This is a genomic window from Roseivirga pacifica, assembly GCF_900111145.1.
Classification (GTDB): Bacteria; Bacteroidota; Bacteroidia; order Cytophagales; family Cyclobacteriaceae; genus Roseivirga; species Roseivirga pacifica.
This window is the reverse complement of the sequence record NZ_FOIR01000006.1, coordinates 101001-121967: the sequence shown is the minus strand read 5'-3', so window position 1 is coordinate 121967 and position 20967 is coordinate 101001. Positions and strand designations below refer to the sequence as shown.

The following is a 20967-nucleotide window of genomic DNA, read 5'->3' as shown; positions in this document are numbered from 1 at the left end:
TCATAGTGGTACGGAAAAATATTAACCGTCAAAATTGATAAGTGTAACTGATTGATGTATAGTTGTTTGTGTTTTTGGCATGGCTGTGGTAATAAACTGAGCGGTATTTAACAGTTACCAGAAGTTTTCAGAATTAAGAAATTATGCTCAAAAGTTATCTCAAAACAACATTTCGGTCTTTCAGAAAGCATCGGCTTTTTTCTCTAATCAACCTGTTTGGGTTGTCAATAGGCATTGCTTCGGCATTATTTATCCTGCAATACGCAGTGTTTCAACTTAGCTTCGACAAGTTTCATACTAAGTCTGATAGGATTTTCAGGGTAATGAATGAGCGGTTTGAAGGCGACAGAATGATTCAGCGTGGTCAAATCACTTATTCAGCAGTTGGGCCACAGCTTGCCGAAGATTATCCGGAAGTATTGCGTTATACCACTGTAAACACCTTTATGGGCAATGTTTTTCTGTATAACAATGTGCCAACTGAGGTGCCATATATGCTTTTAACAGAACCCAGCTTTTTCGAAATGTTCGATTTTGAAGTGTTGGCTGGAAACCCCGAAGAGCAGTTTAAAAACCCAAGACAGGTTTTACTAACCGAGTCGATGGCTGAAAAGGTATTTCAAACCGAAACCAATGACTGGAGCCGTTTTGTAGGCGAAACCATTCAAATGGGTTCTGCTAGAATTGACCTTGCGGTAGCTGGTGTTTTGGCTGATCCACCAGAGAATTCGAGCCTCCAATTTGTAGCCATGCTCTCGCGGGTGACAGTTTTCGATTGGTGGGGCGAATCGGCCAAGTTTAGCTGGAATAGCTCGGACTACTTTCATTATGTAGAGTTGGCTGAAGGCGTTCGAGAAGCTGATTTTGAGGCTAAATTGGACGATTTTAGTGTTAAGTATTTCAGGGGTACTGAGGTAACTGGCACTTTCGAAAAATTCCACTTGCAGCCTTTGGAAGACGTTTATCTGTACTCTGATTATGAGTACGAAAACCACCAAACCTCTGAGGGTAATATGGTTTGGGTACTCGTATTGATTGCACTGTTTATTTTGGTAATGGCTTGGGTTAACTACATCAACCTGACTACTTCTCGTTCTTTGCAAAGAGCGAGAGAGGTGGGGGTTCGAAAGGTTGTGGGAGCAACCAAACAGCAGTTGGTTTTTCAGTTTTTGACGGAATCGCTGCTCATGAACTTTTTGGCCCTGGTAATTGCCATTACGCTTATTCAGGCGCTTCAAATCCCTTTCAATCATTTTATTGAAGAAGAACTCTCTTTATGGACTTTCTTGGTGGGGCAATTGAGCGGACTGCCAGTGTATGTTTGGTTGGCCGTGGTTTTGTTTGTGGGCGCCATAGCATCGGGAATTTACCCTGCATTTGTACTCTCAAGTTTTCAGGCTTCCAAAACACTAAAAGGGGAGTTTGGCAACAGCAGTAAAGGTAAACTGTTGAGAAAGGGCTTGGTTGTCTTTCAATTTGCACTCTCTACGGCACTTATTGCAGGCACGTATTTGGTTTATCAGCAGACCAACTTTATGCGCAACCAGAACTTAGGCCTGAATATGGACCAAGTTGTTGCGGTGCAAGGGCCTTCAATCACAGATTTGGACACCACTTTTGTTACGCACATTCAAGCATTTTTAACCAGCCTTACAACGAACGCCAATATTTCTTCTGCGGGGTCTTCAACTTCAAATTTGGGTAGTAGGCTGCCGCGGACATTTAATGTGAAAAGGCTGGGAGAAACCGATGGCCATATGCTGAATAGGCTAGGAATGAATTATGGTTTCTTTGATGTATATGAGGTTGAAATGAAGGCAGGCAGAACTTTCAGGCCTGATGATCATAAGACTGACCCTAGGCTAATCAATACCACCATTCTTAATGAAAAAGCAGCTGAAATTCTGGGTTATGAAAGTCCTATGGATGCCGTTGGAAAAAAGCTTGTGTTCTTTGGGCAAGAATGGAATATAGTAGGTGTTGCCAGCGATTTTCATCACAGGTCTTTAAAAGAAAGCATTGAGCCTTTATTGATTTTGCCTTTCTACAATGGCGGAAACGATACTTATCATGTAAAGGTGTCGGCTCAAAACCTTTCCGAAACCCTAGCCTTTATTCGTACAACTTACGATGAATTCTTCCCAGGTGATTTATTCAAGTACCGATTTGTAGATGAACTGTTTAACGAGCAGTACAAAAGTGATCAGCAGTTCGGCAATGTCTTCAACTTATTCTCGGCTCTGGCCATTGGCATAGCTTGCTTGGGCTTGTTTGGTTTGGCGGGTTACACTGCCATTCAGAAAACAAAGGAAATTGGCATAAGAAAGGTACTTGGAGCCAGCGTTGGCGATATTCTTAATATGCTATCGAGAGAGTTCATTGGGCTCATACTTTTAGCGAATTTTCTTGGCCTACCGCTTATTTATATGGGCGCGCAACAGTGGCTCGATTCATACGCTTACCAAACTAAAATTGGTTGGTTGTTCTTTGTGCTTCCTGTTGTGGTGGTGCTATTGGTTTCAGCACTTATCATCGTTTCGCAAACACTCAAGTCGGCTAAGGCGAACCCTGTGAATGCATTACATCAAGAGTAAACTCAAAATTAACAGCATGTTTTTCAATCACTTCAAATTCGCCTTTCGCCAGCTTAATAAGCAAAAAGCCTTCTCTCTTATCAATGTAGTCGGTTTGTCACTTTCCATGGTCGCTTGTTTGCTCATATTCAAATATGTGAGCTTCGAGAAAAGCTATGATGCGCATATAAAGGAAGCTGACCAAGTATTTAGAATATACAGGATTGCCGAGGGAGAAGATCCGCTAGATGGTGTCGCCTCTGTTTTTCCAGGAATGACGCCTATTATTCAGCAAAATATTCCTGAGGTAGATAAAATTGCCAGAGTTATAGGTTCGAGCAAGATTTTTCAGTCGTTCGCCTTTACCTATTATGCCCCATCGGGCAGCAATAAAACCTTCAATATTCCTAATGGCTATTTTGCCGATGGAGATGCCATTGACATCTTTTCAATGGACTGGGTGGAGGGTGAAGGAGTGGCCTCACTGAAACATCCGTTTGAAATGGTTATTTCTAAATCTTTCAAAGAGCGATTTTTTGGAGAGGAGCCTGCTGTGGGCAAAATGCTTCGGTTTAAGAATTACGGAAGGGACATAAAAGTTATGGGCGTATTCGATGATTTGCTCGAGAACACACACTTTAAGTACGATTTGCTGGTGTCGTTTAAATCGCTGCCCGCAGAGTGGAACTTGGACAGTACCTTCGGTTGGGGCAATTTTTACACTTACATAAAAACCACCCCTGATGCCTCGGTTTTAGGAATTGAAGATAAGATCAACAATGCATTTGTAAATACAGATGGTGCTTGGTTTAAAGAAGAAGGCATCACATTCAAACTGCAACAGGTGCGCGATATCCATCTGAATTCGCACCATGCTTTTGAGTTTGAAGCCAATGGCAATCAGGCAACCGTGAAGTTCCTGACCATTATTGGTGTCTTTATTATGATTGTGGCTTGGGTAAATTACATCAATTTAAGCACTTCAAAATTGGTTGATAGGGCCAAAGAAGTAGGCATTAGAAAAGTACTTGGTGGTTATAAAAAGCAGCTTGTTGCACAGTTTTTGGTCGAAGGTTTTCTGATTAACCTCTTAGCCATAATTGTAGCGCTTACCCTATTGCAAGCAACCAAACCGTGGTTCGAAGCGCTGCTCGGAATACCGATTGAATTGTTCAATGCGTCAAACATTCAGCTTACACTTGTGTTGCTGGCTAGCTTTGCATTGGGCGCCTTGTTGTTTGGGTTTTATCCTGCGGTGCTTTTCTCTGGGCAAAAAGTTTCGAGTGTTTTAAAGGGGAGGTCTCGTGCGAGTAAATCGGGGCTGTTGCTCAGAAAGTCGCTTACGGTTTTTCAATACGTGGTGGCGGTAGTGCTTATTCTAGGTACGCTTGCAGTAAAGCAGCAAATGAGGTTTATCCAGAACCAGTCGCCTGGAATGAACATTGACCAAACGCTGGTGGTGAAAAAGCCTTTTATTGAAGCCGATAAGAGATCAACGGCCAAGCCGGCATTTCTTAACCAGGTTAATCAGCTGAGCAATGTTTCAGCAATTGCCGCCTCCAGTGAAATTCCGGGTTATGAAATTTCTAGAATGCGCTGGATTGCCCTCGGGCCTGGTGAAGATGACAAGGCACTTTACGCAAAAGACATTGCGATTGATGAGGCATTTATCGACCTGTATGATATTGAAGTGCTTTATGGAAGGTCGTTTTCGAAGGATTTTAAGGATGATGAATCGGTTGTGCTAAGCCTTTCTGCTGCCGAAGAATTGCTTGGAAAGGAAGACCTAGCAAGCTGGATCGACAAAACGATTTACTACGAAACAGCGCCATACAAACTCATTGGTATAGTGGAAGATATTAGCCAAGAGTCCTTAAAAGAGGAGGTGCGACCGCATATTTACACTTATCACGATCGGGTAATCTATTACTCCATTAAGCTAAAACCTGAAAACATGCAGGCCACAATCAATGAGGTGCAAACGGTTTTTAGTCAAGTTTTTCCAGAGAGTCATTTCGACTACTTCTTTCTAGACGAATATTTCAACAGACAATACAAAGCGGATAAGCTTTTCGGGCGCATATTTGGCTTCTTCTCGTTGCTCGCTATTGTGATAACATCGCTTGGACTGTTTGGTCTTTCACTATACAATATTGGGCAGCGTTCCAAAGAAGTGAGCATAAGGAAAATACTAGGTGCCAAGGTTGGTAGCTTGTTTTACTTACTCACTAAAGAGTACTTTTTAATGCTTTTTGGTGCCGCTTTGGTAGCCATTCCTTTAGGATACTACTTAATAGAAAACTGGTTGGCAGGCTTTGCCAACCGCATCACAGTCTCGGTCGGATTGTTCTTTTTACCAATGCTGATAGTGCTGGCGCTCACCTTAATTACCGTGGCTTATCAGGTATTGAAGGCTGCTTTTGCCAATCCAGCTGAAACCTTACGCTACGAATAAACTCAAAATGTCATGTTAAAGAACCATATACTTATCGCCTTCAGAAACTTTAAAAAGAGAAAGGCTTTTACGTTTATCAACATTCTTGGCCTTACCGTTGGTATGACGGTTTGTTTACTTATTCTTACTTACGCAAAGTATGAAATGAGCTATGATAGATTTCATACTAAGGCAGAAGATATTTACCGCGTTACGGTGGACATCTACAATGGAAATACATTTCAAATAGCCGATGCGCAGTGTTACCCAGGCGCTGGGCTAATTGCCAAAGAGCAATTGCCAGAAGTAACGGATTATGCCATGGCGCGCAATTTTGGCCGGTTGGTCTTTAAGCGTGAGAATACTTCTTTCAATGAAGACAGGGCATATTTTGCTAACCCTGCTTGGCTTAAGGTGTTCGATTGGGAAATGGTTAAAGGCGACCCTGAAACGGCACTAAGCGAAGTAAACCAAATAGTGCTTACTGAAGGTGCAGCCAAAAAATACTTTGGTGAAGAAGATCCAATGGGCAAAACGCTTACGGTAATTCCTGGTGGTGGCGCTGTCGACATGCAAGTGAGTGGGGTGATTAAAGATGTACCAGCAAACACCCACCTTACATTTGATATTTTGGTTTCTTACGAGTCTGCGATTAGTTATTTGGGCAGTACATATGAAGACTTTGGCGGTAACAACGAGTTTATGTACCTACTTACCAATCAGGCAGACCAAAGTGTGTTAGAGAAAAAGTTGAATGAAATTTACTTTAAGCACACCGAAAGCTTTGAAGAGAGAGGTGATAGCTTGGTAGTGCAGCCTTTGGCTGATATTCATTTACACTCTGACAAAACATTCGAAGCGCAAGCAAATGGCAGTGCCGAGGTGGTAAATATCCTGATTATTGTTGCCGTTTTTGTGCTGGTAATTGCCTGGGTGAACTACATCAATTTGAGTACGGCCAGGGCAATGGAGCGAGCTAAAGAAGTTGGTTTAAAAAAGGTAATGGGTTCTGGAAGAGGCGCCTTAATTGCACAGTTTCTCACAGAGTCATTTGTGCTAAATCTTTTGGCTGTTGTGCTTACCATTACGCTCATTCAGGGTGTGTTGCCTTCGTTCAATCGTGTGGCTGGGGTTACGCTTTCTTTTAATCTGTTGGATGAACCAAGTCTGATTTGGCAGATTTTGTTGATTTATGCAATCGGTGCTATTGCTTCTGGCGTTTATCCTGCATTCGTGCTTTCAGGGCATAAGCCACTCGCTGTTATTTCAGGAAAGCTAAAAGATTCTAAATCGGGTTTATTTTTACGAAAGGGACTTGTAGTATTTCAGTTTGCAATTACCATGCTTTTATTGGTGGGTACACTTACCATTTATAAGCAGGTAAATCACATGCGCAATCAAGATTTGGGAGTGAACTTGGCGGAGTCCTTGGCTATCAATAATCCGCTTTTGCCGGAAGATGAAGAGACAATCGCTGCAAAGAGAAAGACGCTTAGGTCCGAGTTATTAAGGCTTTCTCAGGTAGAAAGTGTAGCGCTTTCTGAATCGAGTTTCGGAAGAGGAACATTGGATTTAAATACAACCACTGGCATGTATACCGTGGGCACCGAAGCAGGTAAAAATGTCAACTTCGCTTTCTTTAGAGTAGATGACCAACTATTGCAATCTTTCGAGATTGAATTATTGGCCGGCAGGTATTTTAATGCCGAATTGGAAACGCCATTTGAAGATACGGATAAGCAGTATCATGGAATGATCGTGAACGAAACTGGCAGAAAAACACTGGGTTTTGATTCTAATGAAGCGGCCATTGGCCAAAAAGTAAATCGATGGGGGAGAATATTTACACTGGTTGGCGTGATTGGCGATTACAACCAGAATTCAGTAAAGTATAATGTGGAACCAATGGCTTTCTTTTTCGATAAAGCATCGAATTATGCCAACTATACACTAATTAAGTTGAAGGCAGATGATCAGAATGGCTATGCTGCATCTCTTAGTGCCATCAGAGAGTTGTATCAGTCGGTTTATCCTGCCAGTGATTTTGAGTACTTCTTTGTGGATGAAGATTTCAACAAGCAATATCGAGCCGATCAGCAATTCGGAACTGTGTTCACCTCCTTTGCCATAATGACCATTTTTGTAGCCATACTTGGGTTGTTTGGTCTAGTGCTTTATGAGGTACAACAGCGGATTAAGGAAATAGGCATTCGTAAAGTTTTGGGAGCATCTGTCCCGTCAATTATCAAGCTATTTTCTACCAATTTCCTTAAGCTGATTGGTGTTTCGATTATCATAGCAATACCTGTGGCCTATTTTGTGCTTAATCAGTGGTTACTGGGCTATGCCAATAGAATAAGCATTGGTTGGGTCTTGTTTGTAGTGCCGGCAGCGGTGTTACTGCTTATTGCGCTGCTTACCATTATTTCTCAATCAATTAAGGCTGCCAATGGAAATCCGGCCAAGGCATTGAGGTATGAGTGATTTAGTGAAAGAAGTGAACCGCGGTTTCAATCCATAAAAACTACGGTTCACTCCCGCTTACTTTTTCTTAATAGCATTGCTTTCCAAATTGTAACTGTCAAAATCTCAATGCTATGATTAAATCAAAACACAGTTTATTTAAGTTATTCTTTGCGGTAGTAATGTGCTTTTCACTGGCTTTTGCCAGTGCACAAGATACACGCAATGAAAGGTACAGAAGAAGCGGAACGGAGGTGATTCCGCCAGTACCACCGGTTCCAGCTATCCCTCCAATACCGTCCATTCCATCTATTCCTTCAATTCCACCCATTCCGGCATTGGAGGTTGTATTGCCAGAATTGCCCGATTTACCAAGTTTGGCGTCATTACCGGCTTTGCCTTCGCTTCCGAGCTTGCCAAGCCTGCCATCGTTGCCTGCCTTACCAAGTTTTGAGTTTGGTAGTGCATACGAGATTAACGGTCATTTCTTACGTTCTAAGAATAGTCGGACAGGATTATTGATTGAATCTAGTGGTAAAGTGAAGTTTAACGATGACTTTTCTGCGTTAAAGTCACTGGCAGATGATGGTTACCTAATGGTGATGGATGAAACAACCCGAAAAGAGGTTTGGGTAGAAATGGATAGTGAAAGTAATGAGTTGGTTTACACCTTTTACCAAAGAGGGAGAATACTACCTTTTGAAGGTGAAGGGGAAGAGTGGCTTGCTTCTGTTTGGGAAGACCTAGTGAAAGTTTACGGAAAAAAATAAGAAGAGGCCGTTTGACTAAAGAACGGCCTCTTATTGAAACTATTGACCCCCACCGCCTCTGCGTCTTTGCATCGGTGGGTTCTCTTTTTTCCATTTTTCATAAGCAGTCCACTGCGTTTCTGTAAAAATGGTCTTCAACTCTTTTTCTAGGCTTTCTCTCACTTCTTCCATGCCTTTTTGCATGGCTGCTCTATCTCCACTGCCTCTTAGCGACTGCATTTTTTCTTGCGTCTCCTCAATGTTTTTTACCAATACGGCTTGCACTTTTTCGTGCTGCTCGTCAGAAAGGCCAAACTCTTCTTGCCACATGTCGGCACGTTGTTTTGCCACTTTTTCAGGATCCATTTGCTGTCTGCGGCCTCCCTGGCCACCTTGAGCATAGGCGCTAGAAAGGCCTACGAAAAGCAAAAGCGCTAATAGGTAAGAATACTTTTTCATCTCGTTGAAATTTGTTGTTTAGATGGTTCGAATCACTAAAGGTTTAAAGCTACACTTTACTAAAAAACCTTTGACATAATGTGTGTTAAAAATGTGCGTAAAGCACCCGTGCCAGTTTTGCCGAGTTGCACTAATAATTCCTTGCACTCCATCATTCATACATGGTGCTAAGGCTTCATAATTATTGTTGAATCATACGGCTTGAAAATAGCTTTTGCTAAAATTTGAAAGGAATGATCGCACTTTGATGCGCTGAGAAATTAATGAGTGATTCCGATTTTGTTAATACCATCAATTCTGCCGTATTTCGCCTTTAATGAGTAGCGTATTTCCATATAAGACCGATATAGTAGTAACCTGTTTCCCAAAAATGAATGACTGGCTGGCCAAAGAGCTGACCGATTTGGGCTATGAAATAAAACATTCGAGCGTTACAGAGGTAGAAACCAGCGGCTATATGGACGACTGCATGCGCTTAAACATGTACCTGCGTACAGCAAGCAGGGTATTGTTTCAAATTCAGCGGTTTAGGGCAGTAAATGCCAATGAACTTTATAAGCGGATTAAGAATATTCCTTGGGAAAAGTACATGCATAACGATACCTACTTTTCCATTACCAGCTATGTGAAAAACGATAGTATTAAGGATACACGTTTTGCCAATGTAAGGGTGAAAGATGCCATTGCCGATAGGTTTTTGGAGAAGACTGGTAAGCGACCTAATTCCGGGCCAGAAAAAGATCATGTGGTGATTCACCTGTACTGGAAAGAAGATAAAGTGCGCATTTATTTCGACACTTCTGGCCAGACAATTTCTAAGCATGGTTATAGAAAAATTCCATTCAAGGCACCAATGAGTGAATCGTTGGCGGCTGCTACAATCATTGCATCTGAGTGGGATAGAGAAAGCCCCTTTGTAAACCCCATGTGTGGTAGTGGTACCCTGGCCATTGAGGCAGCACTTTTGGCTCAGAACAAAGCGCCTGGATTGTTTCGCGATAACTTTGGCTTTATGCACCTAAAAGGCTACGATGAAGAGTCGTGGGAGGGCTATAAACGACTGGCAGGTTTGCAGATAAAAGAAACCGAAGGTGTGAAAATCATAGCTTCAGACCTGAGTAGACAAGCACTTTTTGCAGCGAGGGACAATGCCAAAACTGCCGGAGTTGACCATATGATCGAATTTTTTGAAGGTGATTTTCGCGATACGCCTGTGCCGCAAGAAGATGGCGTGCTAATGATGAACCCCGAATATGGAGAGCGACTTGGAGAGGTAAAAGAGCTGGAGCCAATTTATAAGGCTATTGGCGATTTTATGAAGCAAAAGTGTAACGGGTATACAGGCTTTATCTTTACTGGTAACCTCGATCTTGCCAAACACATCGGTCTAAGAACTTCTGCCAGAATTCCCTTTTTCAATGCGAAAATTGAATGTAGATTGTTGAAATACGATTTATACAGAGGTACCAAGAAGCAAAAAGATTGAAGATTATTCGATCCATTTTAAACAGTTTTCCCATTAAGCTATTGCTTGTGCATATTAAGCACAACCAGTTTTTACTGCTTTATTGGGTCATACTCTTTGCGATTATAGATGGTCGAATTGGCAAGAGTTTGGGGATTCCCTACCTATTCTTGGATCCAATCTATTTAGACAAAGTAGGCTTTTGGGGCTTTCTGATTATGGGCGTTGTGCTGGCTGGTTTTGCCATGTCATTTAACATTACCAGTTATATCTTGGATGGCTTTCGTTTTCCGTTTTTGGGTACTTTGCCACGGCCATTCACGCATTACTGTCTCAACAATGCACTTTTACCGCTAGGCTTTCTAATTTTTTATGTCGTTAGAATAATTGGCTTTCAGCGCGATGCGGCACTTTATAGCAGCACCGAGATTTTGGCCAGCGTAGGTGGTTTATTGCTAGGCTACGCTTTTATGCTCATGATGCTGTTTAGCTATTTTGCCATAACCAACCGCGACATGCGTACGGTGCTTAAGCGCAAAGCGGCTAAGCTGCCACCAAAGTTTAGCGTGCAAAAGCGCAAGTCGGCTTTTCAACAGCTGAGAAGGTTGAATAAAAAGCCTGTAAAATGCGATAACTACCTTTCCATTAAGTTTCGTTTTTTTCCTACCCACCGCTTCGAAAAATATTACGATAGGGTAGCCATTCTTGGCATTTTTAAGCAAAACCAGAGCAATGCCATTATTGCGGAAGTATTTCTGTTGGTAGTTATTTTCGGCCTTGGGATATTTCAGAACACTCCTGTTTTTCAAATTCCGGCCGGAGCATCAGCGGTGCTGTTCTTTACCATTTTTGTAATGGCCACAGGTGCCCTTAGTTATTGGCTACGTTCGTGGGTGGTTTCTGCGGTTATTTTGCTACTGGTTATTGCCAATGTTTACTCTAGCAGGTACCATACGGGCTATACTTTTCCGGCTTATGGGCTCGATTATAAAACCGAACCTACGACCTACAACTTGAACAAAGTAAATGCCTTGGTATCCGAAGATGCCGTGAGGGAAAGCAAGGCCTATTGGATTGAAATGCTCCAAAACTGGAAGGCCAAAACTGGGCAGGAAAAACCCAATATGGTGTTGGTAGCAGTAAGTGGAGGAGGGCAGCGCGCAGCACTTTGGACGACCACCGTTTTGCAGCATGCCGATTCGGCCATGAAGGGCCAATTAATGGACAAAACCTTTCTTATTACGGGAGCTTCTGGCGGCTTGGTTGGGGCGGCATACTTCCGCGATATCTACATGCAAAATGTTATGGTAAGCGATGAACAAGCAAGGGTGGCTATTAGTACCGAATTGCTTAACCCTATGATATTTACCCTGCTGATCAACGATTTCTTTTTAAAGGTGAGAAACTTTGAATATGCTGGTCAAACCTATAAAAAAGAGCGAGGCTATACCTTTGAGCAAAACCTAAGTCAGAATTTGGGTGGTTTGCTCGATAGACCCATTGCCGATTATCGCGAAGCAGAATATAGCGCAAGAATTCCGAAGCTTTTGGTAGCACCGTTGATTACCAATGACGGACGCAAGCTTTACATCTCTCCGCATCCTGTTGGTGTTTTTAATGAAAAGAGAGACCAAAATGCGATTGTACAAGGGGTGGATTTTAGAGCTTTGTTGGAGGAACATCAAGCCGATAGCTTGCGGTTTTTAACCGCACTGCGCATGAGTGCTACTTTTCCGTACATTACCCCAACCATGACATTGCCAACGGAGCCACCAGTGCAAATTGCCGATGCTGGAATTTCCGATAATTATGGGGTAGTAGATGCGCTGATTTTCTTGGAAGCATTTAAAGGTTGGATAAAGGAAAACACCAATGAAGTGGTGCTGTTGGCCGTGCGTGACTCAAAGAAAAGTGAAGAACTGGCAGCGGTAAAATCACAGAATATTGTTGAGCGATTTTTCTCGCCAATTCAGTCGGTGTATAAAAGCTGGGACAAGGTGCAGACGATTAAAAATGACCAGTGGTATGAGTTAGTAAAAGCTTCTTTTGGCGACCAATTGCAGCGGGTGGAAATTCAATATGCAGCCGATCCGGAGGACCGCGCTTCACTTAGTTGGCGATTGACAGAACTAGAGAAAAAGGACATTATAGAATCTATACATCGCCCAGTAAACCAAGAAAGTCTAAGGAAGTTGGAGAGGTATTAGTGGTTTGGTAAAAATCATACAATGGTTTAGTTGTTTTGGTCTTTGGTACTTGCTTTTTAGTTCTCCATCCATGCAATTACTTCATTGTCTTCAAAAGGTTTTGATTTGACATATTCACCATGTTTTTCATAGAACTCATCTATTTTCCCTTCTTCAAGTTTTGGAGGGCTTTTTAATGGTTTGCCATCAAAATGAGTTCCGACATACCTTTGGAAGTCTTCATGAACTTGAAATTCCTTTTCTGTTTGTTCAATTGAAAGTTTGACGATAGCAAACCTTCTATGCCAATCACCTGCTTTCCAATCTTCATTTTCTTGAATCATTTCAAACCAAAAAAGTCTATTCTGGTATTTAATAATACCGCTTATAGCACCATCCCAATAATTCGATGTATAGATATTCTCAGTTTCGCTAAAATCTACTTTAGCTAACTCTAGGTTTGAATTGATATTTCTAAGGTCTTTGAGTTTCAACTTTTTTACTAGCAATTGGGTAGAATACACTGGCTATGCAGTTTATAGCTACAATAAGTTAAGGATTTTCTGTACCTCCATAAGCCACATTGAATATAGGTTGTTGCATACCGAGTTTATTGTTTTTTAATGTGATAAGTTGTCAGTCTTTTATCTCCTGATTTTGTGAATAACCCTTTTTCAATTCCAGTTTTTAAATCTCTACTGGCTGAAGCGCTACTCAAGTGCTTGAAGACTTGCATATAGTCTTTTCTAGAGAAGGAGTCCATATTTAGAGAGCAAAAGTGTTTTAGTCTATTTTCCTGTGTCATATTCACAGAAACAGAATTTTTAATTAGTTCTGCTAGCGTATCATTTACTACTGAAAGCATATATTCTATGAATACAGTCGATTTTCCCGTTTTGTCACATATGGATAGAACTTTGTAATAGTCCTCTTGCGACTTTGATATTAAGGTCTCAAAAGGCAAGTATTGAAAGATGGGGTATTGAGACATTAAAATAATTGTTTGCCATAATCTTCCCATTCTACCGTTTCCGTCAGTAAAAGGATGAATAAATTCCATTTCGTAATGAAAAACACAACTTTTTATCAAAGTGATTTCCTCGTCATTTTTGAGGTAATCAAATAGGTCTTTTATTAAATACTGAACATTTTCAGGAGGGGGGGCTAAGTGTTCAACTTTGGATCCTTTTACAATTCCAACTCCTTCTTTTCTAAACTCCCCTGGATTATCAATTAGTCCAAACATTAACGTCTTGTGAGCTTTTAAAAAGGAGTTAATAGAATCAAATTTGTAGTCAATTATTGACTCATAAACTTTTATTGCATTTTGAACTTCTTTGATGTCCTTTGATGGGCCAATAACTCTTTTGTTTTCAAGTATTGCAGTAATTTGTTGTTCTGTCAAAGTGTTACCTTCAATCTGCAAAGAAGAGTGAATCGTTTTAATTTGATTCTGCTTTCGAAGGCTAGGAGAAGACTTTATTAAGAAAGAGGCATTTACTTCTCCAATCTTTTCCGAAATACTAGTTATTAACCCTAAGATATTTGTGTTAATCTCATACGGAGGCTTCATGATAGTATCATTTGATAGTATCAAAGATAGAGGTTTCTATGAAATTAGCTTTTTTATGTGGTGTGCAAAGGTCTCGGCAATGAGTAGTTGCGTGGTTTAGCGGTTAACTTAACAAGTACACACCAAGCTGAAAATCCGCGAGGATTTTAAGAAGTAGGAGAGGACAAGCAATTACTTATAGCCATTGTTACCTGCTGACTTTATTTTTTATTTTATTCAATCGTTGAAATATTCTTTCTCCTAAATCAATTTCTCCAACGAAGTCGTCCCATTGGCAAGTTGGTGCAAACCAAATCCACAAATCCTCAATTACGTTTTCATTTCCGTTTTCCAATTTTTTAATACGGTCAACGAGGTCAGTATGGAATTCCTCCGCTGATGAATGTTTTCCAGAATAACCTCCTGAATATTCGGATAAGATTTTTTCTGCCTTTTTTAAATCAGATATGAGTGAGCTCATCTTAGTCCGATTCGTGAAAATACTCATAAGCATATCCTTCTATTTCTCCACTTAATTGACTTCCGTTTTCATCTTTCAAATCATATGATTCTTGTGTTCCGCCTATCGATGCACAACCGTCTAAACCTAAAAGAATAGTGTAAAAAATGTCCGTTAGTGTTCCGTCCATTATTTTTTTCATTACATCAGGTTGTTGGTCGGTCAGATTTAATGATTTAATCAGATGTCCAACTTCTGATTCTGGATTTTCAGATAAATATTCAGCAAGAAAATTCTGTTTCTCTTTATAAAATCCTTTTACAAATTCTTTTGTATTCATTCTGTTTTTCAGCTTGCAGGTAACGTTACGTGTCATTCATAAATATGATTGATATGAATATATAATGAAAGATTTATGACTGATAGCCGTAAAATAGCAGGGCCATAGGCCATTCCCACCATTTCATTTAACCAATAACTTATCCTCGTTACAAATGAGGGTGGAAAAGGGCCAAACTGAAAATGGGTGATGATTTCCAGAAGCAGATAAGGATAAGTATTTACTTATTACCGTTGTTAGGGGCGGTATTTATCCACTTAATCGCACTTTCAGACATCTTTTTATAGTTGTGCCCTGTGTTTTTTACCGTGTCAATTGTCCAGTTAAACTCCCAATTGTTTTTATCTACTAATTCCTTATTAGCATTAAAAAAAGTTGTTCCACGTTCCAACCTATGTGCGCCTTGTTCCATTGCTAAATCCGTTGTTCTAAAAGTCCCCAAGCTAGGATCATTATCTAATTCTCCTAAAAGAACAATCATTCTTTTCTTGTAAGATTTTTGCAAATCTGTTGCTGTATTTTTGATTCCATACGGAAATGCAAGGTTCTCGTTTGGTAAGCTGTAAAAGCCAGAATTTGCAGCTATGGCCGTTCCAATTCTCGATTCGGGCATTAACATTACCATTCTATGTACAAATTGACCACCGGCTGAATGTCCAAAAATATCGTACTGCTCATTTGTAATATTATTCACGGATTTGATGTGGTCAAATATGTTTTCAACCACTGTATATGCCCATTCAGTTTTCGGGTTTTTGCTTCCAAAAAACGTAAACAGATTCCCTTCTTGATAGTCGTTTGTAGTGTACTTCGAAAACTTATTCTCGAATTCAGGTGCTATTATTAACAGGTTATTCTCATTGGCCAAATCAATCCAAGCATTTAGATAGTCATCCGCGTTTCGTCCGCCACCGTGCATCACGAAAACTATTTTGTCTTTGTCGTTCCAAGTTTCAGGTTTGTAAGTCCATACTCTAATGGATTTTCTTTCACTTTCTTTATAAGCGTGAATGACAAAAGAGTCAGTTCCTGCATTGATTTTTCTGGTGGCTGTGATTTCTGGCCCTTTGGGAAGAACATAGAGGTAAACGTAACCTGTGACTGAAAGCAGTAAAAGAATGGCGAGTGTATATAAAACTACCTTTTTGATTATTCTAAAAAATCTGTTCATTGATTTGTTTTTTGTGCGCTAAAATCGGTCATAAATATGGTCGATTATCTCAAGAATAGCGGCCTAGTGTTTATAGCTATGATTTGCTTGAAACATTGTTAAGCTTTTTTCTCAGGTATAAGTTCAACTTTTAGCCCATCATCTTTTCTAATCAGGATGTAACTATAATGCATTTGTAAAAGGCCATTGGCTGTGTTCAAATAATTGAGGTCAAACAGGAAAGTATAATGAGCCCTTACTTTTTATCGATCGATCGTTTGGCTCGTTTTACAATCTTTTCAGTTGCAGTGGTTGGTGATGCTTTGCTCCATTTATCGCAGAGCTTTATCACGAATTCTGGTTTGGATTTACTCGCATCGTTTAACCAATTACCCACGCTATCCTGAACATATTTGGAAGTGTCCGACTTTAGTTGTTCCAAAATAGGCAGGGCAATTTCGGGGCTTTCCTTAAGCCGCTCAATATGCTTACACCAAACCCCTCTTGGTCGTGTAGCTTCTGTAGTAAACCTTCTCACATTCTCATCCTTGCTCTGAGTCCACTCGGTTAAGACCTCAATAGCTTCATCGAGATCTGCTTCAATGGCAGGGCGCAGTGCAAGCCAAATCACTTCTCTCACCCCAAAGTGTTTGTCAGCTACAAGTCTAAGTGCTTTAGTCAGTTTTTCTGATATGCTTAGCCTTTCATTTAGCCCAATTAAAAAAGGGGCATAGCAGCGAATAGTGTCTGACTTATGACTGCTCAGTTTATCGAGTACCGAGTCAAGCTCTGCAGTATTGGCATAGTGTTTATAAAGCGCAGCGCCCACTAGTTTAGTGGTGTTCATGGTAGAAGGCTTTTTTTGCAGTGCTATTTCATTGGAGATACGCTCTACCAATTCCCAGTCCATGCCCAAAGCCGGAAATACTGTTTGAATTAGCTGTGCGTGGTCTATCGCTAGCCATTCGGTCAAGTTTACAGTTTCTATTTCACCCTTGTTCAGCAGGCTCAACACGGCTTGTGGAATGTCTTCTACTTTTCTGGCTCCTTTTCTATTGAGAATTTCTGGGTTCATCGGAAGTGTGGGTTTGGCTAAAGCTAATTTCACAAGAAATGAGTAGAATACCGCTAAGTTTCTCAATAAGCTGATTTGTGCAAGGCTTGTCAGTTAGTTTCTACATTTCTCTACTGAAAATAAGCGACTTATACGGCTGCCTAACAATCGTTAGGAGAATCACGCATTTTGGCTAAATTTGTAGTGGATTAGAAATGGAAATTTAGATGCAAGAAGTAGCTCCTTATACGCCAAAAAATAAAGTCAGAATTGTTACCGCTGCCTCATTGTTCGATGGGCACGATGCGGCTATCAACATCATGCGCAGAATTATTCAGGCCACTGGTTGCGAGGTAATTCACCTTGGCCACGACCGCAGTGTGGAGGAAGTGGTGAATACCGCCATTCAGGAAGATGCGCAGGCCATTGCCATGACTTCGTATCAAGGTGGTCATACAGAGTATTTTAAGTACATGTACGACTTGCTGAAGGAAAAAGGAGCTGGTCACATTAAGGTTTTTGGAGGAGGAGGAGGAGTGATTCTTCCAGAAGAGATCAAAGAACTGATGGACTATGGCATTACCCGTATCTATTCACCAGACGATGGGCGTGAAATGGGGCTCCAAGGCATGATCAATGACATGGTGGAGCAATGCGATTTCCCTACCGGACAAAACTTAAATGGTGAAGTAAATCATTTGGTTGAAAAGGAAGTGACTTCCATTGCGAAGCTTATTTCTGCAGCCGAAAATTTCCCGGAAGCATCTGCTAAAGACTTCGATACGGTGCACAAAATGGCCGATAAAGTGGAAACGCCTGTACTCGGTATTACCGGTACTGGTGGAGCTGGAAAATCCTCTTTAGTTGATGAATTGGTGCGTAGGTTCCTGATTGATTTTGAGGACAAAACTATCGCCATTGTTTCTGTAGATCCATCGAAGAGGAAAACAGGTGGAGCACTTTTGGGTGACAGAATTCGCATGAATTCCATCAATAATCCACGCGTTTATATGCGTTCGTTGGCTACCCGTCAGTCGAATTTGGCACTTTCGAAACACGTGCGCGAAGCGGTGCAAGTGCTAAAAGCAGCGCAGTACGATTTGATCATTCTCGAAACTTCTGGTATCGGTCAGTCGGATACTGAAATCCTGGATCACTCAGACGTTTCGCTTTACGTAATGACGCCTGAATACGGTGCCGCAACTCAGCTAGAAAAGATCGATATGCTCGATTTTGCTGATGTAATTGCGCTGAATAAATTTGATAAGCGCGGGGCTTTAGATGCACTACGCGATGTAAAGAAACAGTATCAGCGCAACCATGGTTTGTGGACGGCCAAAGTAGATGATATGCCTGTTTACGGCACCATTGCTTCGCAGTTCAACGACCCGGGCATGAACAGTCTTTATAAGGTGATTATGGACAAAGTGGTTGAGAAAACCAATGCCGAACTGAAGTCTACCTTCGAGATCACCAATGAGATGTCGGAGAAGATTTTTGTGATTCCACCAAATAGAACACGCTATCTATCAGAGATTTCTGAAAATAACCGTGGTTACGATGCTACAGCACTTTCTCAAGCTGAAGTAGCGGACAAGCTTTATGGGCTTCAGCGTTCTATGGAAACGTTGAAGGACTCTACTATCGCGGATAGAGATCGTTTGATCAAAGGACTTCAGGAAACATTTGAACAAGTAAAGCTTGATTTAGACCCGCATAATTGGCAGTTGATTGAGCAGTGGGAAGAAAAGAAAAAGAAGTATAGTGATCCGGTTTACACCTTTAAAGTACGCGATAAAGAAATTAAGATAAAGACGCATACAGAGTCACTTTCACATTCTCAAATACCGAAAGTGGCATTGCCGAAATTCAAGAGTTGGGGCGATGTAATTCGTTGGTCATTACAGGAAAACGTACCGGGAGAATTTCCTTACACTGCCGGTATTTATCCTTTCAAAAGAGAAGGTGAAGATCCAACCAGAATGTTTGCTGGCGAGGGTGGTCCAGAGCGTACCAACAGGCGTTTTCACTATGTGAGTTTGGGCATGCCGGCTGCACGTTTGTCAACCGCCTTCGATTCCGTAACGCTTTATGGAAACGATCCTGATTACAGACCGGATATCTACGGTAAGATCGGTAATTCAGGGGTAAGTATTTGCTGCCTAGACGATGCGAAAAAGCTCTATTCAGGTTTTAACCTTTCGCACCCAACTACTTCTGTTTCTATGACCATTAATGGTCCGGCTCCAATGCTTTTAGGCTTCTTTATGAATGCTGCCATAGACCAGCAGTGTGAGTTATACATTAAGGAAAATGGGCTGGAAAAAGAGGTTGAAAAGAAAATTGAGGCGATTTATAAAGAGCGTGGAGTAGCACGACCTAAGTACCAAGGCGAATTGCCTGAAGGAAATGACGGCCTTGGCCTAATGCTACTTGGCGTTACGGGCGATCAGGTACTGCCAGCCGATGTGTATGCCGATATCAAAGCCAGAACATTATCGACCGTGCGTGGTACGGTGCAGGCGGATATTCTGAAGGAAGATCAGGCACAAAACACTTGTATTTTTTCTACTGAGTTCGCTCTTCGTTTGATGGGTGATGTGCAGGAATACTTTATCGAAAAGACTGTTAGGAACTTCTACTCCGTATCTATTTCTGGTTACCATATTGCCGAAGCGGGTGCCAACCCTATTACGCAGTTGGCTTTTACATTGGCGAATGGTTTTACCTATGTGGAGTACTACTTAAGCCGAGGCATGGATATCAATAAATTCGGTCCGAACTTGTCGTTCTTCTTCTCTAATGGAATTGATCCTGAATATGCAGTAATCGGCCGTGTGGCCAGAAGAATTTGGGCCAAAGCGATGAAGGAGAAATACGGTGCGAATGCCCGTGCGCAAATGTTGAAATACCATATTCAAACTTCGGGTCGTTCGTTGCACGCACAGGAAATCGACTTCAACGATATTAGAACAACGTTGCAGGCACTTTATGCGATTTACGACAACTGTAACTCACTACATACCAATGCTTATGACGAGGCAATTACTACACCAACAGAAGAGTCGGTGCGTAGGGCAATGGCCATTCAGCTAATCATTAATAAGGAGCTAGGTTTGGCGAAGAATGAGAACCCGCTGCAAGGCTCTTTCATCATCGAAGAGCTGACCGATTTGGTGGAAGAAGCGGTGTTAACAGAGTTCGATAGAATTACTGAGCGTGGTGGCGTGCTTGGTGCGATGGAGACCATGTACCAACGCAGCAAGATTCAGGAAGAGTCGCTTTACTACGAGACTTTGAAGCATACCGGTGAGTTCCCAATCATTGGGGTGAATACCTTCTTGAGTTCTAAAGGTTCGCCAACTGTTCAGCCAAAAGAGGTGATTCGCGCAACCAAAGAGGAGAAGGAATATCAAATTTCTATGTTGGGCGATTTGCATAATGGTAATGAAGAAAAGGCTGCTGAAATGCTGAAGCGCGTACAACAGGCCGCAATTCAAAATCAAAATATCTTTGAAGAACTGATGGAAGCTTGTAAGTACTGCTCGCTCGGACAGGTTACTTCGGCATTGTTTGAAGTAGGAGGGCAGTATAGGCGCAACATGTAGTTGCTTTGGTTATCAGTTGATCAGTGATCAGAAATCGGGTAAGGAAGTCTCTTCCTATGGCATTCCTTCAGGGATTGAGGGTGGTGGTATTTAGTCAATTAGAAATCAGGAATTGGATGGTGGCACGAATGTCCTCCTCTGGAGGAGGTGCCCATAGGGCGGAGGAGGAGTTGTTAACCGATGGACAATCGACAATAGTCCATAGATAATCATCGGGTTCCGTCATTGTGAGGCTCAAGTTCTGCAGTAGGGAGAACTTGGGCTGTGGTAATTTGTCTCTTGCCCGTGCGAATTAGACTCAGGTTACTAACTAGGTGCGGTTTGTTGGTGACAACGCCAACAAAGGATGCGGAAACCATCGAAGTATTCAAGCACTTCTGGCTAAATTTTTAGTCGATGGTCACGCTGATGTTGGATCCCAGCCCTCTGATTGTCGCTAAAGCAAGTTAGTTACTCCACACTCCAATGTCTCAT

The 20967-nt window shown here is 41.6% G+C and carries 14 protein-coding genes; 7 read left to right on the top strand and 7 right to left on the bottom strand.

Features of this window, described 5'->3' with window-relative positions:
* Positions 1-143: 143 nt before the first annotated feature.
* From BMW98_RS20205 to BMW98_RS20190, 4 genes are all read left to right on the top strand, one after another.
* Positions 144-2594: an ABC transporter permease gene (locus BMW98_RS20205; protein ID WP_090261312.1), complete on the top strand. Its 2451-nt coding sequence runs from the start codon at positions 144-146 to the stop codon at positions 2592-2594.
* A 16-nt stretch (positions 2595-2610) separates the two neighbouring features.
* Positions 2611-5028: an ABC transporter permease gene (locus BMW98_RS20200; protein ID WP_162844607.1), complete on the top strand. Its 2418-nt coding sequence runs from the start codon at positions 2611-2613 to the stop codon at positions 5026-5028.
* A gap of 12 nt (positions 5029-5040) precedes the next feature.
* Positions 5041-7491, top strand: a complete 2451-nt coding sequence (locus tag BMW98_RS20195; protein WP_090261308.1) for an ABC transporter permease — start codon at positions 5041-5043, stop codon at positions 7489-7491.
* A 113-nt stretch (positions 7492-7604) separates the two neighbouring features.
* Positions 7605-8240 carry a hypothetical protein gene (locus BMW98_RS20190; protein WP_139177725.1) on the top strand — a complete coding sequence of 212 codons (636 nt, stop codon included), beginning with the start codon at positions 7605-7607 and terminating at the stop codon, positions 8238-8240.
* 39 nt (positions 8241-8279) lie between these two features.
* On the opposite strand, the gene BMW98_RS20185 is transcribed toward BMW98_RS20190, so the two are convergent.
* Positions 8280-8678, bottom strand: a complete 399-nt coding sequence (locus tag BMW98_RS20185; RefSeq protein WP_090261304.1) for a hypothetical protein — start codon at positions 8676-8678, stop codon at positions 8280-8282.
* A 316-nt stretch (positions 8679-8994) separates the two neighbouring features.
* Between BMW98_RS20185 and BMW98_RS20180 the strand changes: the two genes are divergently transcribed.
* Together BMW98_RS20180 and BMW98_RS20175 are read left to right on the top strand one after the other, a co-directional pair.
* Positions 8995-10164, top strand: a complete 1170-nt coding sequence (locus tag BMW98_RS20180) for a THUMP domain-containing class I SAM-dependent RNA methyltransferase (RefSeq protein ID WP_090261302.1) — start codon at positions 8995-8997, stop codon at positions 10162-10164.
* A 47-nt stretch (positions 10165-10211) separates the two neighbouring features.
* Complete coding sequence (locus BMW98_RS20175; RefSeq protein WP_139177724.1) at positions 10212-12350, top strand: patatin-like phospholipase family protein; 2139 nt, start codon at positions 10212-10214, stop codon at positions 12348-12350.
* Positions 12351-12406: 56 nt separating this feature from the next.
* On the opposite strand, the gene BMW98_RS20170 is transcribed toward BMW98_RS20175, so the two are convergent.
* The 6 genes from BMW98_RS20170 to BMW98_RS20145 form a co-directional block, all read right to left on the bottom strand.
* Positions 12407-12823, bottom strand: coding sequence for a hypothetical protein (locus tag BMW98_RS20170; RefSeq protein ID WP_139177721.1), 417 nt, complete (start codon positions 12821-12823; stop codon positions 12407-12409).
* 116 nt (positions 12824-12939) lie between these two features.
* Positions 12940-13902 carry a Fic family protein gene (locus BMW98_RS20165; protein WP_090261295.1) on the bottom strand — a complete coding sequence of 321 codons (963 nt, stop codon included), beginning with the start codon at positions 13900-13902 and terminating at the stop codon, positions 12940-12942.
* A 187-nt stretch (positions 13903-14089) separates the two neighbouring features.
* On the bottom strand, positions 14090-14362 hold the full coding sequence (locus tag BMW98_RS20160) for a hypothetical protein (RefSeq protein ID WP_090261293.1): 273 nt from the start codon (positions 14360-14362) through the stop codon (positions 14090-14092).
* Between the two features lies 1 nt (position 14363).
* Positions 14364-14681, bottom strand: a complete 318-nt coding sequence (locus BMW98_RS20155) for a hypothetical protein (RefSeq protein WP_090261354.1) — start codon at positions 14679-14681, stop codon at positions 14364-14366.
* Between the two features lie 220 nt (positions 14682-14901).
* Positions 14902-15852, bottom strand: coding sequence for a hypothetical protein (locus tag BMW98_RS20150; protein WP_090261291.1), 951 nt, complete (start codon positions 15850-15852; stop codon positions 14902-14904).
* A gap of 235 nt (positions 15853-16087) precedes the next feature.
* Positions 16088-16939, bottom strand: a complete 852-nt coding sequence (locus BMW98_RS20145) for a DNA alkylation repair protein (RefSeq protein ID WP_222843688.1) — start codon at positions 16937-16939, stop codon at positions 16088-16090.
* Positions 16940-17112: 173 nt separating this feature from the next.
* Between BMW98_RS20145 and BMW98_RS20140 the strand changes: the two genes are divergently transcribed.
* Positions 17113-20493 (top strand): methylmalonyl-CoA mutase family protein, encoded by a 3381-nt coding sequence (locus BMW98_RS20140; RefSeq protein WP_090261287.1) that lies wholly within the window; start codon positions 17113-17115, stop codon positions 20491-20493.
* The last annotated feature ends 474 nt before the right edge of the window (positions 20494-20967 follow it).

Coding starts and splice junctions, on each gene's coding strand:
- BMW98_RS20155 (WP_090261354.1), bottom strand. CDS start 14,681: ATGAATACAAAAGAATTTGTAAAAGGATTTTATAAAGAGAAACAGAAT.
- BMW98_RS20180 (WP_090261302.1), top strand. CDS start 8,995: ATGAGTAGCGTATTTCCATATAAGACCGATATAGTAGTAACCTGTTTC.
- BMW98_RS20195 (WP_090261308.1), top strand. CDS start 5,041: ATGTTAAAGAACCATATACTTATCGCCTTCAGAAACTTTAAAAAGAGA.
- BMW98_RS20200 (WP_162844607.1), top strand. CDS start 2,611: ATGTTTTTCAATCACTTCAAATTCGCCTTTCGCCAGCTTAATAAGCAA.
- BMW98_RS20165 (WP_090261295.1), bottom strand. CDS start 13,902: ATGAAGCCTCCGTATGAGATTAACACAAATATCTTAGGGTTAATAACT.
- BMW98_RS20185 (WP_090261304.1), bottom strand. CDS start 8,678: ATGAAAAAGTATTCTTACCTATTAGCGCTTTTGCTTTTCGTAGGCCTT.
- BMW98_RS20160 (WP_090261293.1), bottom strand. CDS start 14,362: ATGAGCTCACTCATATCTGATTTAAAAAAGGCAGAAAAAATCTTATCC.
- BMW98_RS20205 (WP_090261312.1), top strand. CDS start 144: ATGCTCAAAAGTTATCTCAAAACAACATTTCGGTCTTTCAGAAAGCAT.
- BMW98_RS20140 (WP_090261287.1), top strand. CDS start 17,113: ATGCAAGAAGTAGCTCCTTATACGCCAAAAAATAAAGTCAGAATTGTT.
- BMW98_RS20150 (WP_090261291.1), bottom strand. CDS start 15,852: ATGAACAGATTTTTTAGAATAATCAAAAAGGTAGTTTTATATACACTC.
- BMW98_RS20190 (WP_139177725.1), top strand. CDS start 7,605: ATGATTAAATCAAAACACAGTTTATTTAAGTTATTCTTTGCGGTAGTA.